This window comes from Micromonospora sp. A202 (assembly GCF_006715105.1).
GTDB lineage: Bacteria > Actinomycetota > Actinomycetes > Mycobacteriales > Micromonosporaceae > Micromonospora > Micromonospora zamorensis.
Map to the genome: position 1 here is coordinate 6,404,989 of NZ_VFMP01000001.1, position 16,236 is coordinate 6,421,224.

The 16,236-nt window shown below is 71.7% G+C and carries 13 protein-coding genes; 7 read left to right on the top strand and 6 right to left on the bottom strand.

Going from position 1 to position 16,236, the window contains the following annotated elements; translation table 11 throughout:
• Positions 1 to 132: 132 nt before the first annotated feature.
• Positions 133 to 1,416 carry an MFS transporter gene (locus FBZ33_RS29685; protein ID WP_141911665.1) on the top strand — a complete coding sequence of 428 codons (1,284 nt, stop codon included), beginning with the start codon at positions 133 to 135 and terminating at the stop codon, positions 1,414 to 1,416.
• A gap of 409 nt (positions 1,417 to 1,825) precedes the next feature.
• On the opposite strand, the gene FBZ33_RS29690 is transcribed toward FBZ33_RS29685, so the two are convergent.
• On the bottom strand, positions 1,826 to 3,532 hold the full coding sequence (locus tag FBZ33_RS29690; RefSeq protein WP_141911667.1) for a bifunctional UDP-sugar hydrolase/5'-nucleotidase: 1,707 nt from the start codon (positions 3,530 to 3,532) through the stop codon (positions 1,826 to 1,828).
• Positions 3,533 to 3,810: 278 nt separating this feature from the next.
• On the opposite strand from FBZ33_RS29690, the gene FBZ33_RS29695 reads away from it, so the two are divergent.
• A complete protein-coding gene (locus FBZ33_RS29695; RefSeq protein WP_221629513.1) occupies positions 3,811 to 4,608 on the top strand; it encodes an alpha/beta fold hydrolase in 798 nt (265 codons plus the stop codon).
• 110 nt (positions 4,609 to 4,718) lie between these two features.
• Here the strand turns inward: FBZ33_RS29695 and FBZ33_RS29700 are convergent, their stop codons facing one another.
• Positions 4,719 to 5,414, bottom strand: coding sequence for a histone deacetylase (locus FBZ33_RS29700; RefSeq protein ID WP_141911669.1), 696 nt, complete (start codon positions 5,412 to 5,414; stop codon positions 4,719 to 4,721).
• 11 nt (positions 5,415 to 5,425) lie between these two features.
• Positions 5,426 to 6,205 (bottom strand): phosphodiesterase, encoded by a 780-nt coding sequence (locus FBZ33_RS29705; protein WP_141911671.1) that lies wholly within the window; start codon positions 6,203 to 6,205, stop codon positions 5,426 to 5,428.
• Positions 6,206 to 6,433: 228 nt separating this feature from the next.
• Between FBZ33_RS29705 and FBZ33_RS29710 the strand changes: the two genes are divergently transcribed.
• Positions 6,434 to 7,843: a sensor domain-containing diguanylate cyclase gene (locus FBZ33_RS29710; RefSeq protein ID WP_141911672.1), complete on the top strand. Its 1,410-nt coding sequence runs from the start codon at positions 6,434 to 6,436 to the stop codon at positions 7,841 to 7,843.
• A gap of 54 nt (positions 7,844 to 7,897) precedes the next feature.
• On the opposite strand, the gene FBZ33_RS29715 is transcribed toward FBZ33_RS29710, so the two are convergent.
• Together FBZ33_RS29715 and FBZ33_RS29720 are read right to left on the bottom strand one after the other, a co-directional pair.
• The gene (locus FBZ33_RS29715; protein ID WP_088950591.1) at positions 7,898 to 8,959 is read right to left on the bottom strand and encodes an aspartate-semialdehyde dehydrogenase; all 1,062 of its coding nucleotides are present in this window, start codon (positions 8,957 to 8,959) and stop codon (positions 7,898 to 7,900) included.
• A 5-nt stretch (positions 8,960 to 8,964) separates the two neighbouring features.
• Positions 8,965 to 10,230 (bottom strand): aspartate kinase, encoded by a 1,266-nt coding sequence (locus tag FBZ33_RS29720; RefSeq protein ID WP_088950592.1) that lies wholly within the window; start codon positions 10,228 to 10,230, stop codon positions 8,965 to 8,967.
• 259 nt (positions 10,231 to 10,489) lie between these two features.
• Between FBZ33_RS29720 and FBZ33_RS29725 the strand changes: the two genes are divergently transcribed.
• Together FBZ33_RS29725 and FBZ33_RS29730 are read left to right on the top strand one after the other, a co-directional pair.
• On the top strand, positions 10,490 to 11,278 hold the full coding sequence (locus FBZ33_RS29725; protein ID WP_255509071.1) for a hypothetical protein: 789 nt from the start codon (positions 10,490 to 10,492) through the stop codon (positions 11,276 to 11,278).
• A gap of 84 nt (positions 11,279 to 11,362) precedes the next feature.
• Entirely contained in the window at positions 11,363 to 11,893 is a 531-nt protein-coding gene (locus FBZ33_RS29730; RefSeq protein ID WP_141911674.1) for a nitroreductase family protein, read from the top strand.
• Positions 11,894 to 11,906: 13 nt separating this feature from the next.
• Here FBZ33_RS29730 and FBZ33_RS29735 read toward each other — a convergent pair whose 3' ends face one another.
• The gene (locus tag FBZ33_RS29735; protein ID WP_141911676.1) at positions 11,907 to 12,893 is read right to left on the bottom strand and encodes an ArsR family transcriptional regulator; all 987 of its coding nucleotides are present in this window, start codon (positions 12,891 to 12,893) and stop codon (positions 11,907 to 11,909) included.
• A 75-nt stretch (positions 12,894 to 12,968) separates the two neighbouring features.
• On the opposite strand from FBZ33_RS29735, the gene FBZ33_RS29740 reads away from it, so the two are divergent.
• A complete protein-coding gene (locus tag FBZ33_RS29740) occupies positions 12,969 to 14,240 on the top strand; it encodes an MFS transporter (RefSeq protein WP_141911677.1) in 1,272 nt (423 codons plus the stop codon).
• Between the two features lie 237 nt (positions 14,241 to 14,477).
• Complete coding sequence (gene leuA / locus FBZ33_RS29745; RefSeq protein WP_141911679.1) at positions 14,478 to 16,229, top strand: 2-isopropylmalate synthase; 1,752 nt, start codon at positions 14,478 to 14,480, stop codon at positions 16,227 to 16,229.
• Positions 16,230 to 16,236 lie beyond the last annotated feature (7 nt).

Genomic DNA, 16,236 nt, shown 5'->3' on the forward strand with positions numbered 1-16,236 from the left:
GCGGACACCGCCGGACCGGCGAGAGGGTCAGGTGGATGATCGTGGGATCGGTCACTCGTCGACCTCGACGACGGCGCGGCGCGGCCGAAAACGAGTCGCGTGGTGTCACACCCGACCAACAGAATGCCGGACATGCTGCGCCGCGCTCTGCCCCGCCGTTCGGAAGCTCGCCGGATCCTTCTCGGCACCCTGCTGTCGGCGATCGGGCGCGGCTTGACCCTGCCGTTCCTGTTCATCTACCTGACCGACGTACGCGGGCTCACCGACACCCGCGCCGGGCTCGTGATCGGCTGGTACGGTGCCGTCACCCTGGCCCTGTCACCGCTGGGCGGGACGCTGATCGACCGGTTCGGCGCACGCCGGGTGGTGGTGCCCTGTCTGCTGATCGAGGCGGTCGGCACCGGCTCGCTCGCGCTGGTCAACTCGAGCGGGTCGGCGCTGCTGGTGATGACGGTGATCGCCGTCGGCAGCTCGGCGATCTGGTCCGGGCAGAACACGATCCTCGCGTCGCTGACCGACGACGATGAGCGGCAACGCGTCTTCGGGCTGAACTTCGCCCTGCTCAACCTGGGCATCGGCATCGGTGGCATGACCTCCGGCGCGGTCGTCGACACCGGCCGGCTCGCCACCTTCCAGGTGATCTACCTGCTGGACGCGGTGACCTACCTGCTGCCGGCCCTGATCCTGCTCACCCTGCCCGGCGTGGGCCACCGACTCGGCAACCGTCGGGGCGTCGACGAGCCGTCGGCCGGCGGCTACCTGACAGTGCTCCGGGACCGCCCGTTCCGGCGGCTGGTGATCTTCGGGTTGATCCTCACCACCTGCGGCTACGCACAGGTCGAGGTGGGCTTCGCCGCGTACGCGGTGCGGGTCGTCGAGGTGAACCCCCGGGTGGTGGCGTGGGCGCTCGCGGCGAACACCGTGATGATCGTGCTCGCGCAACTGCTGGTGATCCGCCGGATCGAGGGGCGTAGTCGCACCCGGGCACTGGCGGTGGTGGGTGCGGTGTTCGCCGCAGCCTGGTTGGTCCTCGGCGCGGGCGGTCTGGTCAGCGGTGAAAGCGCCCTGTTCGCCGCCCTGTGCGTGGTGGCCTGCTCGGCGATCTTCGGCTTCGGCGAGACGATGCTCTCGCCGGTGATGCCCGCGCTGACCAACGCACTGGCCACCGACGAGCTACGCGGCCGATACAACGCCATGAGTTCGATGATCTTCGGGGTCAGCGGTGTGATCGGTCCGGTGACCGCCGGCCCGCTCATTGGCGCCGCCAACGGCATGGTCTGGGTAGCGACCGTGGTCGGCGGCTGCCTGGTCGCCTCGCTGGTCGCGCTGTCCCTGCGCCGCCTGCTCAGCACCGAGCAGGACGGCCTCGCAACCACCGCCCCGGCATCCCCCGCCCCCACGCCCGCCACCGCCTGACGACCTCCGAGGCCCCTCCCCCGCGCCACCCCACGCCCTGGACGCTGCGCCCGCGCGCTGCGCCCGCGCGCTGCGCCCGCGCGCTGCGCCCGGCGCCCCGCCCCGCGCCCCGCATCCCGCATCCCGCATCCCGCACCAAGATCCGAGCAACTTCCCGGATGTTGCTGCCTCCGGCGCGCAGGAAACAGCAACATCCCTGATGTTGCGCGGATCTTCCTCGTTGATCTCGCCGCGCGGGCACGGCAGGCGCGGGCGGGCACGGCAGGCGCGGGCGGGCACGGCGGGCGCGGGCGGGCACGGCAGGCGCGGGCGGGCACGGCAGGCGCGGGCGGGCACGGCAGACGGGGGATGGAACGGGTCGGGCCCCGGAGCGGATGCTCCGGGGCCCGACGTGGCGCGGGGTCGGCCGTCAGGCGGCGGGGACCTCGGCGGTGGTGCGGATCCGGTCCAGCGTCGGCGCGGAGACCGGCGACTGGGCGGTCAGGTACGCCACGAAGGCGTCCAGGTCGATCTGGCCGGTGACCAGGTTCGTCCCGCCGGTGAGGACGCTGAACCCGTCACCACCGCCGGCCAGGAAGTTGTTCACCGTCACCCGGTAGGTGGCGGCGGTGTCGACGGCGGTGCCGCCGATGGTCAGGCTGCCCCGGACCACTCGGGTGCCGGCGCACGGGTCGGCCACCGTGCCGGTGGTGCCGTTCGGGTCGACCACGTAACCCACGGTGGACGAGGGGTACAGCGTCCGGCCGGTGACGAACTGCTGTTCCAGGACGCAGTAGAGCTGCGCGCCGGTCAGGTCGAGTGTCACCAGGTTGTTGGCGAACGGCTGCACCGTGAACGCCTCCTCGTAGGTGACCGGGCCGGCGTTGAGGTCGGCCCGGACCCCACCCGGGTTCATGAAGGCGGCGACCGCGTTCTGCTCGTCGTCGGTGGCGGCGAGCTGCGCGTCGGCGATCAGGTTGCCCAGTGGCGATTCACCGAGACTCGTACCGAAGAGGGTTTCCTGGGTCTTGGTGATCGCGGTGGTGGTCTCGCCGACCTGGCGGTCGGCGACCGGGCCGAGCACCGTCTTGTACCGGTCGATCAGCGCGGTCTGCTTCGGGTCCTTGGCGACATCCCGGGTGACCACCACGTTGTTCGCGGCGGCGGAGATGACATCGCCCGACCGACGGTCGATCTTGAGGTCGATGTCGGTGACCAGGCGGCCGAACGAGCTGGCGCTGGTCACCAGCTTGCCGTTGATGTCGCAGTTGTACGCCTGGTGGGTGTGCCCACTGACCACCACGTCGATGGACGGGTCCATCCGGTTGGTGATGTCCACGATGGGGCCGGTCATGCCGACGCAGTCGTTGATGCCACCGGTCGCCGCCTGGGCACCGCCCTCGTGCAGCAGCACGACGATCGTCTCCACGCCCTTGCGGCGCAGCTCGCGGGCGTACCGGTTGGCGGTGTCCGCCTCGTCGGCGAAGCTGAGGCCGGCGACGCCCTGCTGGCTGACGATCTGCGGGGTGCCCTCCAGGGTCATCCCGATGAAGCCGACCTTGACGCCCTGCACCTTGTGAATGGCGTACGGCGCCATCAGCGGCTTGCCGGTCGCGGTCTTGAAGGCGTTCGCGGACAGGTACTTGAAGCCGGCGCCCCGGTAGGGGGTGCCGTCGGCGCAGCCGTCGACCGGGTGGCAGCCGCCGTTCTGGATCCGCAGCAGCTCGGCGGCACCCTCGTCGAACTCGTGGTTGCCGACGCTGGCGTAGTCCAGGCCTGCCATGCTCAGCGCTTCGATGGTCGGCTCGTCGTGGAATGCGGCGGAGAGCAGCGGGGACGCACCGATCAGGTCACCGGCGGCGACGGTGATGGTGTTCTTCTTCTTGGCGGCGGCGCGCAGCTCGGCCAGGTGCGTCGCCAGGTATTCGACGCCACCCGCGGTCTGTCCGGCGATGGTGCCGCTGGAGCCGCTCGGCGGTTCGAGGTTGCCGTGGAAGTCGTTGAGGGCCAGCAGGGTGACGTCGACCGGCTTCGGCCGTGCGTCCGCTTGCTCAGGGCTGGTGGCGACCGCGCCGAACGCGGCCACCGCAAGCACGGTCAGGCCGACAGCGGCCCGACGCATCCTGGTTATGGACATGGATCTCCTTGTGAGAATCGGCGCGTGCGGTGCCCGGCCTCTGGGTCGACCGGGCCGCCGGCCAGCGCCGTCGAAAGGGTCGCGATTGGCGGCGGTTGGGGTTGGCCGCCCGCCCCGACAGCCTCTCATCCGGACGCCGCCCGGTCGACCCAGGCAGCACATCAGAGCTGCGGGTACGCCCCGACCTCGGATCGACGGGCGTTTGGTGGGTCTGCCAGACAGTGTCGGACCCAGGGTCTAGAAAGGACGGGACGGTCAGCGCGGACGGAGGCGGCATCGTGAGCGGAACGACACCGGTGGTCGAGCAGGTGAGATCGGCGGATGGCACGCCCATCGCGTTCGAACGGGCCGGGACGGGGCCTGCGATGGTCCTGGTCGGCGGCGCGTTCAACGACCGCAACACGACCCGCGCACTAGGTGCGGCGTTGACACCGGATTTCACCGTTTTCGGCTACGACCGCCGGGGTCGGGGTCAGAGCGGCGACACGCTGCCCTACGAGATCGGCCGCGAGATCGATGATCTGGCTGCCGTGATCGCGGCGGCAGGTGGTTCCGCCGCTGTCTACGGGGTCTCTTCGGGGGCGATCCTCGCCGCCCTGGCCGCCGCGCAGGGTCTGCCGGTGACCGGGTTGGTCCTGTTCGAGCCGCCGTTCCAGGTGGGCTCGCACGTCGGCGTCCGGAAGGACATCACCGCGCAGCTCATCGAGCTGATCGCCGCCGACGACCGGGATGGCGCGGTGGAGACCTTCCTCAGCGTCTCGGTCGGGCTGCCCGCCGAGGCGATCACCGGGATGCGGGCGCAACCGGTTTGGGGCGCACTGACCGCCATCGCGCACACGTTGCCGTACGACGCCATTGTGAGCGCGGGAGGGCGACTGCCGGCCGACCGGCTGGCCGCGATCACCGCTCCGACCCTCGCGGTGGACAGCACCGGCAGTCCACAGTGGTTGCGGGATGGGAGCCGGGCTGCGGCCGAGGCAGTCCCTGGCGGTCGGTCCATCAGCCTCGACGGTGGCTACCACGAGGTGCCGCCTGCGACGCTCGCCCCCGCGCTGCGCGAGTTCCTGCTCGGCTGACGACCACACCGGCGCACGGCCCGCCAGCCGGACGCGCGCGACGCAGGGCCAACCGCCGGACCGGCGCGCGACGCAGGGTCAGTCGGCCAGACCGGCGCGCGACGCAGGCGTCAACCGCCGGGCCGGCCTGACGTCGACGGTGAGCCGCCGACCAGCGCCTCGTCGACCAGGGCTTCGTCGACCAGCGCCGCGACGGCGTCCGGCGACCAGGCGTCCGCCACGCCGGGCCGGCCCGCCAGATAGCTCGCGATCCGCTCGGCTGGCCAGCCGTGTGACTCGCGCAGGCCTCGGACGATCATGCCGAGGTAGGTCGGCGCGGGTGGCCGACACCGCACACCGGACGCGCCCTCGGGTGCGGTGAAGGTGAGCATCGGGACGCCGCTGCGGCTGCCGGGGCAGACCAGCGTCTCGTACCGTCCGGGGCCGAGCGTCGCCCGCCCATTGGAGACGGCGGCGTCGATGGCCGCGCCGGTCGCCCGGATGAGGTCGGTGGCGTCATCCACTGGGCGGTACATCTCCTGTGCCGCGATGTCGGTGAACTGCTCCAGGGTGACCAGGTAGGCGCGTGCGGCGGCCTCGCCCGGCAGGTGCGGGTCGTAGAAGGCCATCCCGCCGGTCCAGGCGCCGGACTCGCCGGCGAAGTAGATGCCGCCGGGCAGCGACACCGGCACCGACCGGCTCGGTGGGCGTCGGTCCCGGCAGCCCGGGTACGTCCGCTTTCCGCCGGGCGGGCAGCCTCCTCCGATGTACCACGCCAGCCGGGCGGCGTGCATGTTCGAGCCGTACGCGACGTACCAGACCTCCATGAGCGGTGCCGTCAGAAGCCGCCGGTCTGGCCGGCGGCGTGGCTCACCTGCACGGTGTGTGTCACGCAGCCGCCCGCCTCGACCAGGTGCAGCAGGAAGGCGGTCGGCTCGTCGACCCAACCGATCTGCTCGTCGGCGCTCATGGTGAGCGCGCTCTGCCTCCAGGTGCTGGGCGCCACGGTGAGCACCGTGCCCGCGTACGCCGTGGTGACCGCGCGGTGCAGGTGGCCGGCGGCTACCCGGACGACGTGCCGGTGCCGGCCGATCACCTCGGCGAGCGCGTCACCGTCGGCGAGCCTGATGGAGTCGGCCACGGGGAAACCGACAGCGACCGGAGGATGGTGCAGGCAGACCACGGCGGGCACCTCGGGTCGCCCGGCCAGCACACCGTCGAGCCAACCCAGCTGCTCTTCGCCGAGTTGGCCGCCGTCGCTGCCGGCGACGAGCGAGTCGAGCACCACGACCGTCGCCGCCTCGTGGTCGACGTGGTAGTAGGCGGAGAAGCCGCCGCCGAGCCACGGCGTACCCCCGAAGGCGTCGAGCAGCGACTCCCGGTCGTCATGGTTGCCGGGAACGAGGTGCACCGGCAGCGGGAACCGGCCGATCAGCTCGCGCAGTGCCGCGTACTCGTCGGGTCGTCCGTGGTCGACCAGGTCACCGGTGATCACCACGCAGTCCGGTCGGGGCCGCAACGCGAGCACCCGGCCGAGCGCACGGTGCAGGCCTGCGGCCGGTGCGGCGGCGAGCAGGCCGGTGGTCAGGTGCGGGTCACTGAGCTGGGCGATGATCATGGGTCGCTCCTCCGCGCCGGGATCTCCACGCTATCGCCGGTCACCGTTTCGCGTTGCCCGCGACCGGGACCCGCAGCCCGAAGCCGCAAGCCCGAAGCCCACAGGCTGCGTCCACAGCCTGTGGATAGAACATGTGTACGACGTCAGTCGACTCTCAGCAGCCGGAAGTACGCTTGATCGCGCGGCTCGGCGACGCCGGGCTCCTCCCCTACCTGGAACGACGTGCGAGTGGATCATCAGCGAGTCATCCGTGACGTCACCGTCCGCCTGCCGATGGCGTCGAGCACGCCGGAGGCCTGTCGGTGGACGGTCAGCGCACTGTCCCGCCACACCCCGGCGACCATCTCCGTACTGCTCGCGGTCCACGACCGCCTGCGCTGCGTCGCGGCGACCGGGGCCTGGCAGGTCTTCGCGACCGTGCCGGCGCGGACCGGCATCGTCGGCCGGGTGTACGACACCGGCACCCCCGCTGTCGTCCCGGACGTCACCGTCGACCCGGACTACCTACCGGTACGCCCGGACGTGACCGCCGAGCTGTGCGTACCGGTGCTGGACCCGACGGGCCGGGCGATCGGCGTCCTCGACCTGCAGTGGAGTGAGCCGATCGACCTGGAGCCGTGGCGGGAGACCACGCAACAGCTTGCCGACCAGCTCGGCGCGCGGATCGCCGCCCTCGGTGGCCCACCGGCGGAGAGCCGCAGCGAGAAGCTGCTCCGGCACGCTGCCGCCCTCTCCTCCGCACCGACCGAGGCGGACGTACTGGGCGTGGCGGCCTGCGCCGCGCGCGAGGTCTCCGGCCTCTCCACAGCGGTGCTGCTGATCGCGGGGCAGCTCGGCGCACCCCCGGCGGCCCCGAGCGACCTGGAGACCCGGATCCGCGCCGAGCTGACCGAGTCGGGTCCGGCCGCACTGGTCCGGATGGTCGACCGGGCACACCGGTACGGCGCGGGGTACACGCTGGGAGAGGCCGGGCACCCTCCGACCGAGGACTATCGACCGCTGACCCGGGCGGGGGTGCGCACCCTGGTCGCCGTTCCGGTCGGGCCGCCGGACGCCGGCGGGGTGCTGCTGGTCGCCGACGAACGGGCCCTGCGCCCGGACCCGACCACGGTCAGCCTGATGGAACTGCTCGCCGGGCAGGCCTGGACGAGCCTGGACCGGCTGCGCACTCTGGCCCGGCTGCGCGAGCAGGCCAGCTCCGACCCGCTGACCGGGTTGCGGCACACCGGCCCGTTCGGGCAGCGGATCGCGGCGGCCACCCCGGGGCGTACGGCCCTGTTGGCGATCGACGTGGACGGCTTCAAGACCGTCAACGACACGTACGGCCACCAGGCCGGCGACCGGGTGCTGGTCGGGTTGGCCCGGGCGCTGGAGGGGGCGCTGCGCCACGGTGACGAGCTGTACCGGATCGGCGGCGACGAGTTCGTCGCGGTGATCGAGGTGAGCCGCCCGGAGGAGGCGGTCCGGATCGCCGAGCGGCTGACCGAGGCGGCCCGGCGAGTCGGCCGCACGATCAGCGTGGGCGTCGCGCTACCCCGCCCCGGCGAAACCCCCGACCGCACCCTGAGAAGAGCTGACCAGGCCCTGTACGCGGTGAAACGCCAAGGCCGAGACGGAGTCCACCTGTCCGCCGCGTAACCCCAACCCCCGCCCCGCCGATCATGCAGGCGGGGCGGGGCGGGGAGTCGCTGGTTAGGGGGTGCGGAGTTCCTTGGCTAGGAGCTCGGCGATCTGGGCCGTGTTGAGGGCAGCGCCCTTGCGGAGGTTGTCGCCGGTCACGAAGAAGTCGAGGGCGCGAGGGTCGTCCAGGGCGCGGCGGATCCGGCCGACCCAGGACGGGTCGGTGCCGACGGCGTCGATCGGCATCGGGAACTCCCCGGCGGCGGGGTCGTCGACAAGGATCACCCCGGGTGCGTTGCGCAGTGCCTCGCGGGCGCCCTCGGCGTCCACCTCGGTGGCGAAGACCGCGTGCACGGCCACCGAGTGGGCGGTGACGACCGGCACCCGGACGCAGGTGGCGGACACCTTGAGGTCGGGCAGGCCGAGGATCTTCCGCGACTCGTTGCGGATCTTCATTTCCTCCGACGACCAGCCACCGTCTGCGGGCGAGCCGGCCCACGGCACCACGTTGAGCGCCATGGGGGCCGGGAACGGGCCCAGGTCGTCGCCGACCGCCTGCCGCACGTCGCCGGTGCGCGAGCCCAGCGCTCGATCGCCGGCGACCTTGGCGAGCTGGTCGTGCAGGATGTCGACGCCGGACTTGCCCGCGCCGGAAACCGCCTGGTAGGAGGCGAGCACGAGCTCCCGTAGGCCGTACTCGCGGTGCAGCGGCGCGACCGCGACGATCATCGCGAGGGTGGTGCAGTTGGCGTTGGCGATGATGCCCCGGGGCCGGTTGCGGACCTGCTCGGGGTTGATCTCGGGCACGACCAGCGGGACGTCCCGGTCCATGCGGAACGCGCCGGAGTTGTCGACCGCGATCGCGCCTCGGGAGACGGCGATCGGTGCCCACTCGGCGGAGACCTCGTCGGGCACGTCGAACATCGCCACGTCGACCCCGTCGAACGCCTCGGGGGTCAGCGCCTGGACGACCATCTCCTCGCCCCGGCAGCGCACCCGGCGCCCGACCGAGCGTTCGGAGGCGAGCAGCCGGATCTCACCCCAGACGTTGCGACGCCCGGTGAGCAGCTCACACATCACGGTGCCGACGGCACCGGTCGCTCCGACCACTGCGAGGGTGGGCAGCGCCGTCATCGGCGCTACCTACCCGTCCCCGCGTAGACCACGGCTTCGGTGTCGCCGCCCAGCTCGAACGCGTCGTGGATGGCGCGGACGGCGGCGTCGAGGTCGGTGTCCCGGCAGACCACGGAGACCCGGATCTCGGACGTGGAGATCATCTCGATGTTGACCCCGGCCGCGCCGAGCGCGGCGAAGAACCCGGCGGCCACACCGGGGTGCGAGCGCATGCCGGCACCGATCAGCGAGACCTTGCCGACGTGGTCGTCGTAGAGCAGGCCCTTGAACTTGACCGGCTCCTGGATCTTGCTGAGCGCGGCCATCGCGGTCGGGCCGTCGGTCTTGGGCAGGGTGAACGAGATGTCCGTCCGGCCGGTGCCCTCGGTGGAGACGTTCTGCACGATCATGTCGATGTTGATCTCGGCGCCGGCGACCGTGTCGAAGATCCGCGCGGCGGCACCCGGCTCGTCGGGCACCCCGACGATCGTGATCTTGGCTTCGCTGCGGTCGTGCGCGACTCCGGTGATCAGTGCCTGCTCCACGGAAAGGTCCTCCATCGATCCAGTGACCATCGTGCCGGTGTTGGTCGAGTATGACGAACGGACGTGGATCGGCAACCCCGCTCGCCGGGCGTATTCCACGCTACGCAGGTGCAGAACCTTCGCGCCGCACGCGGCCAGCTCCAGCGTCTCCTCGTAGGTGATGTGCTTGATGTGCCGGGCGTTGGGCACGATCCGAGGGTCGGCGGTGAAGATGCCGTCGACGTCGGTGTAGATCTCGCAGACGTCGGCGTGCAGGGCCGCGGCGAGCGCCACGGCGGTGGTGTCCGAGCCGCCCCGGCCCAGGGTGGTGACGTCCTTGGTGTCCTGGGAGACGCCCTGGAAGCCGGCCACGATGACCACCGAGCCCTCGTCGAGCGCGCCCTTGAGGCGCCCGGGGGTGACGTCGATGATCCGCGCGCGGCCGTGCACCGAAGTGGTGATCACGCCGGCCTGGGAGCCGGTGAACGAGCGGGCTTCGTACCCCAGGTTGTGGATGGCCATGGCGAGCAGCGCCATGGAGATCCGCTCCCCGGCGGTGAGCAGCATGTCCAGCTCGCGGCCCGGCGGCAGCGGGCTGACCTGGTTGGCCAGGTCGAGCAGCTCGTCGGTGGTGTCCCCCATCGCGGAGACCACCACCACCACGTCGTCGCCGGCCTTGCGGGCGGCGACGATGCGCTCGGCCACCCGCTTGATCCGCTCGGCGTTGGCGACGGAGGACCCGCCGTATTTCTGCACCACGAGTGCCACGACGGTGCACTCCCTCCCAGTAACCCTGAGCGTGCCGACGCCGCCGGAACCGGGGCCGGCGGCGCGTGTCAGACCCCTTGAGGGTATCCGGCGGGCAACGACGGCGGGTCAGGTGATCCCACCATCCGGCCCGCACGGGCCGGCGAGGGTCGGTCCCACCAGGTCGGGCGGTACGCGGGGAAGACCCCGTCCGACACGCCGGAAGGAGCCCGGTACGCGTCGGCACCCACCAACCGCCCGCACCCACCAGAATGGGCCGGTGCCCGCCCTCATCCGCCCGACCGGCCGTGTGCTCGGGCCGCTCGTGATCGCCCTGCCAGCACTCCTGATTGCCTGCACCACTGCGCAGCCCCCGAGCCCGATGCCCACGGAAACCGGGGCGGTCGAGGTGGAGGCGGCCCGGGACGAGCTGGCCGCGCTGGCCGCGGCCGCCCAGGACCGCCACCTGGTGGCGCAGTACGTGTACAGCCGGACGGGTCAACCGGACCGCACCATCGTCTTCACCAGCGCGAACGATGGCAGCTGGCGGGTCGACGTGCCGGGGGGCGCCCTGGGCGGCGCCGCCGATGTCTCGATGGCCGCCACGGCCGACGGGCTGTTCCAGTGCGCCCTGCCGTCGGCTGGCCGGCCGGAGTCGGCGAGTTGCGTACGCCTCGGTGACCGCGACGACGCGATCCCGCGCCGGTCGGACCCCCGGATCCAGCATCCGCTCACCGACTGGCTGGACGTGCTCACCGACCGGCGCGCGCCGTTGGCGGTGGCCCCGGCCAGCGCGCCGGAGGGCGTCACCGGCACCTGTTACTCGGTGGAGTCCACCTCGGCGTCGCTCAACGCCCCGCTGGACGTGGGCATCTACTGCTACGACCAGGACGGCACGACGACCGGCGTGCGGACCGGAGCCGGGACGCTGCGGCTGGCCGCACCACCCGGCCCGGCACCGGCCACCGTGCAACTCGCCGGGCCGGTGGTGGTCGACCGGGACCCGCTCGACACCGCAGCGCCGCCGACGCCTGACCCGTCGGACAGCCCAAGCGCGGGAACGTCGTGATCTTCGTCCCGTTACGGGTGCGTTTGACCACATTTTGCAGGCCCGCCCTGAGCCGCGAATCACCCATACAGGACGATTCACGCCATGGCTGACCTGACCCCGCTGCTCGCCTACCGCTGGAGTCCCTGGGCCTTCGACCCCAGCGCCGAGCTGACCCCGGACGAGGCGGCCTCGCTGCTGGAGGCGGCGCGCTGGGCGCCCTCGGCGGAGAACCGGCAGCCCTGGCGGTTCGCCGTGGGCCACCGGGAAGACGAGACCTGGAAGCGCATCCTGATCAGCCTCCCGGGCAGCGACCAGGGATGGGCTCGACACGCGGCCACCCTGGTGGTCGGCGCACACACCGGCGGCGACGCCGAGCGGGCCGCGTACGACCTCGGTCAGGCGGTCGCCCACCTGACGTTGCAGGCCACCGCGCTTGGCCTGCACGTGCGCCAGCTCACCCGCTTCGACCAGGCCGGCCTCGCGACCGAGCTCGACCTGCCCGGCGCCGTCCGTCCACTGGTGGTCGCCGCCGTGGGCCGGCTCGGGGACCCGTTCGCCCTCCCGCCCGACCTGCGCGCCCGGGAGATCGGCCTGCGCCGCCGTCGCCCGGTCGCCGATCTGCTGCTCGCCTGATCACCCAGGCGGGTCACCCTCCCCGGCTGGCCCGGAGCAGGACACTCGCGGCGTCGCTGTTGCGGTAGAGGACGTGCCGACCCTGTCGAGACCGGTGGACCAGCCCGGCTGCGCGCAGCGCGGCCAGGTGCTGGGAGACGTTTCCGGCGGACATCCCGGTGAGTCGGGCCAGGTCAGTGGTGGTGGTCGCCGTGTCGAGCCGGTGCAGCAGCGCGGCTCGCCCCGGGCCGATCACCCGTGCCAGCGGGTCGCCGGGCGGCGTGCCGGTCGCCTCCCAGAGCGTCCCGACCGCCCGGACCGGGTACGCGCCGGCCGGCAGTGAATCCTCCAGCAGGTTCCACAGCACATTCCGCCCGCTGAACACCGTCGGGTTCAGCGCCAACCCGCGACCGCGCAGGTCGAAGTCCCGCTCGAACGTGTCGTCGCTGATCACCCGGTCGCCGTGCCAGCGCAGGCTCGGGTGGAGCTGCTCGAAGAATCGACCGGCGCCGCTCTCGGCGAGCTGCGCGGCGCGGTACGCCACGTCGGCGTCGAGCAGCGCCCGCATCCGCGGCCAGTCCGGGGCGATCGCCTCGTCGTACCAGACACGCACCGCGTCGACGAGATGCGGCAGCAGCCCGCCGGGGTCGGCGAGCAGCGCCTGCCCGAACGGATTGAGCGGCCGGCGCGGGGTGGTCGCCAGCAGGTCCTGGACCACCACGGCCGGCGGGGTCGCCGCAATCTGGTCGAGCTGCTCGGCCATCTCCACGTTCGGCCGGGCCGCCGGGGTGAGGAAGTCGGGCAACCAGCGCCCCCGCTCGACCAGGTGCGTCAGCGGTCCGACCCGGTCGGCCACCTCGGGACGACGCAGAGTCACCCGGGCCAGGTCGATCCAGGGCAGGTGCACCGCGTAACGGATCGGGCTGGCCAGCGCCCACATGCTCATGACCGTCTCGTTGACCGGCGACACGGCGAGGCGCACTCCCGCCACGTCGGCCAGACTGAACCGCAATTCGGACATGCCACCCCCGGCGCAGGATTTGGTTCAGCCTAAAAGGCTCGACCGAGGCCGTGGGGGCACGGTTCACTGCCGGCCATGGGGGCCAGAGAAACCATCCGTACCGCTGTCCGAAACGTCGTACCGCCGGCCGGGCTGACCCGCGCCCTGGCCGTGCAGGCGATGGTCTACGCCGTCGGCAGCGGCCTGTTCCACGCCGGCAGCGCCGTCTTCTTCACCCGGGCGCTGGGGCTCAGCGCCGCCCAGGTCGGGCTGGGCCTGTCCATCGCGGCGGGAGTGTCGCTGCTGGGCACGGTGCCGCTGGGCGGGCTCACCGACCGGTACGGACCGCAGCGGGTCTGGATCGTGGGGCTGGTTCTGAACGCGGCGCTCTTCGCGACCTACCCGTTCGTGGGCGGCTTCGCCGGGTTCCTCGCCGTGGTGGTGGCGCTGGCCGCCGTGGAAGCCGCGAGCGGCGTGGCCGTGCAGGTCTACTCGATCAACGCGCTTCCCCCGGAAGAACGAGTCACGGCGATGGCGTACCAGCGCTCGTCGCTGAACGTCGGCTTCGGGCTGGGAGCGGTGATCAGCGGCCTGGTGCTGGCGGTGGACACCATCGAGGCGTACCGGGGAATGGTGTGGTTCATCTCGATGGTCTTCCTGGTCACGGCTCTCTTCGTGCGGCGACTGCCCCGGCTGCCGCAGGTGGCCCGGCCAACGGAGCCGATGAGTCGGCTCGCCGTGCTGCGGGACCGCCCGTTCATGGCGGTGTCCCTGCTCTCCGGGCTGCTCACCGCGCACCAGACGCTCTACCTGACGGTGATGCCGCTGTGGATCCTCACCCACACCGACGCCCCGAAGACGATCATCGCCGGGCTGGTGCTGCTCAACACGGTCCTGATCGTGCTGCTCCAGGTACGCGTCAGCCGGGGCGCCGACACCGCGTCGGGCGCGGCTCAGGCCTCCCGCCGGGGAGCCCTGCTGATCGCCCTGTTCTGTCTGGTCCTGCCGATCTCCGGGCTGACCCGGGGCGCGCTCACCGTGGTGGTCCTGGTGGCCGCCGCGACGGTGCTGATCCTGGCCGAGCTGATCGAGTCGGCGGGCGCCTGGGGCCTCACCGCCACCCTGCCGCCGGCCGACCAGCGCGGCGCGTACGTGGGGGCGTTCCGGCTCGGCTCCCAGGTGCAGTATCTGATCGCCCCGGTCGGTCTCACCGCGCTCGGGGTGACCACCGGCGGGTGGGGATGGTTACCGGCCGCAGCGATCTTCGTGCTGGTCGGGCTGGCGATCGTACCCGTGGTGGGTTGGGCCGGGCGGACACCACGGCTGGGTGCTGCGGCGCCGGAGCGGACCATGACGCCGGTCCCATAGTCCGGACCTACCTTCCCACCCCCCTTTTCATCACGTAGGGTGACCTGGTCATGTGGCAGGCGCTTGTTCTCCTTAGCCGCCGCGACGAGGCCTGACGGGCCGGCACCTCGTCGCGGAGTCGCATCGCGCCGTCCAGCACATCCGATTTTCTTCTCGGCACCGCCGCGCACCGTTGCCCGGCATCTCGCCGACACCTTCCGATCTGCTGACGCCACATGTTCCAGGGAGCACTCTGAGATGGCTCAACCTGTCACCGACGCCGAGACCGATCCGTTCGCTCGGCAACGCCCGAGCCGGATGCCGTACCACCGCTACCAGCCCTACCGGGAGCAGTTCCGGGTCGAGCTGCCGGACCGCAGCTGGCCCACCCGCACCGTCGAGGCGGCCCCACGGTGGTGCGCGGTGGATCTCCGCGACGGCAACCAGGCACTGATCGACCCGATGTCGCCCGAGCGCAAGCGGCGGATGTTCCAGCTGCTGGTCCAGATGGGCTACAAGGAGATCGAGGTCGGCTTCCCGTCGGCCAGCCAGACCGACTTCGACTTCGTCCGGCAGCTCATCGAACAGGACATGATCCCGGACGACGTGACCATCCAGGTGCTCACGCAGTGCCGGGAGCACCTCATCGAGCGGACCTTCGAGTCGCTGCGCGGCGCGAAGCGGGCCATCGTGCACTTCTACAACTCGACCTCCACCCTCCAGCGCCGGGTGGTCTTCGGCCTGGATCGGGACGGCATCTCCGACATCGCCACGACCGGCGCTCGGCTCTGCCAGAAGTACGCGGAGATCCACACTCCGGACACCGACATCTTCTACGAGTACTCGCCGGAGTCGTACACGGGCACCGAGCTGGAGTACGCGCTGGAGGTCTGCTCCCGGGTGATCGACGTGATCGACCCGACGCCGGACCGGCCGCTGATCATCAACCTGCCGGCCACCGTCGAGATGGCCACCCCCAACGTGTACGCCGACTCGATCGAGTGGATGCACCGGCACCTGCCGCGCCGCGACAGCGTGATCCTGAGCCTGCACCCGCACAACGACCGGGGCACCGGGGTGGCCGCCGCCGAGCTGGGCCTGCTGGCGGGCGCGGACCGGATCGAGGGCTGCCTGTTCGGCAACGGCGAGCGCACCGGCAACGTGGACCTGGTGACGCTGGGGCTCAACCTCTTCTCCCAGGGCATCGACCCGATGATCGACTTCTCGAACATCGACGAGATCCGGCGCGCCGTTGAATATTGCAACCAACTGCCGGTGCACGAGCGCCACCCGTACGCGGGCGACCTGGTCTACACCGCCTTCTCCGGCTCCCACCAGGACGCCATCAAGAAGGGCTTCGACGCCCTGGCGGCCGACGCGAAGGCTGCCGGCGTACCGGTGGACGAGCAGACCTGGGCAGTGCCGTACCTGCCGATCGACCCGAAGGACCTGGGCCGCACCTACGAGGCGGTCATCCGGGTCAACTCGCAGTCCGGCAAGGGCGGCGTCGCGTACATCATGAAGAGCGAGCACCAACTGGACCTGCCGCGGCGGCTCCAGATCGAGTTCTCCGGGGTGGTGCAGCAGGTCACCGACCACGACGGTGGCGAGGTCGACCCGGGCGCCATGTGGGAGATCTTCGCGACGCACTACCTGCTCGACCACCAGCCCGACCCGGCCGTCCGGTTGTCCAGCTACACGATCGGCACGATCGACGGCAAGGTCGAGATCGAAGCCCAGGTCGGCGTGGGCGACGAGCACCGCTCGCTCACCGCGGTCGGCAACGGCCCGATCGACGCGTACGTGAACGCGCTGCACTCGATCGGCGTGGGCGTGCGCGTGCTCGACTACCACGAGCACGCGCTCTCCTCCGGTGGGGATGCGCAGGCCGCCGCGTACGTGGAGTGCGAGGTGGACGGTCGCACGGTCTGGGGTGTCGGCACCGACGCCAACATCGTCACCGCCTCGATCAAGGCGGTCACCAGCGCCGTCAACCGCGCCCGCCGCTGACCTACGC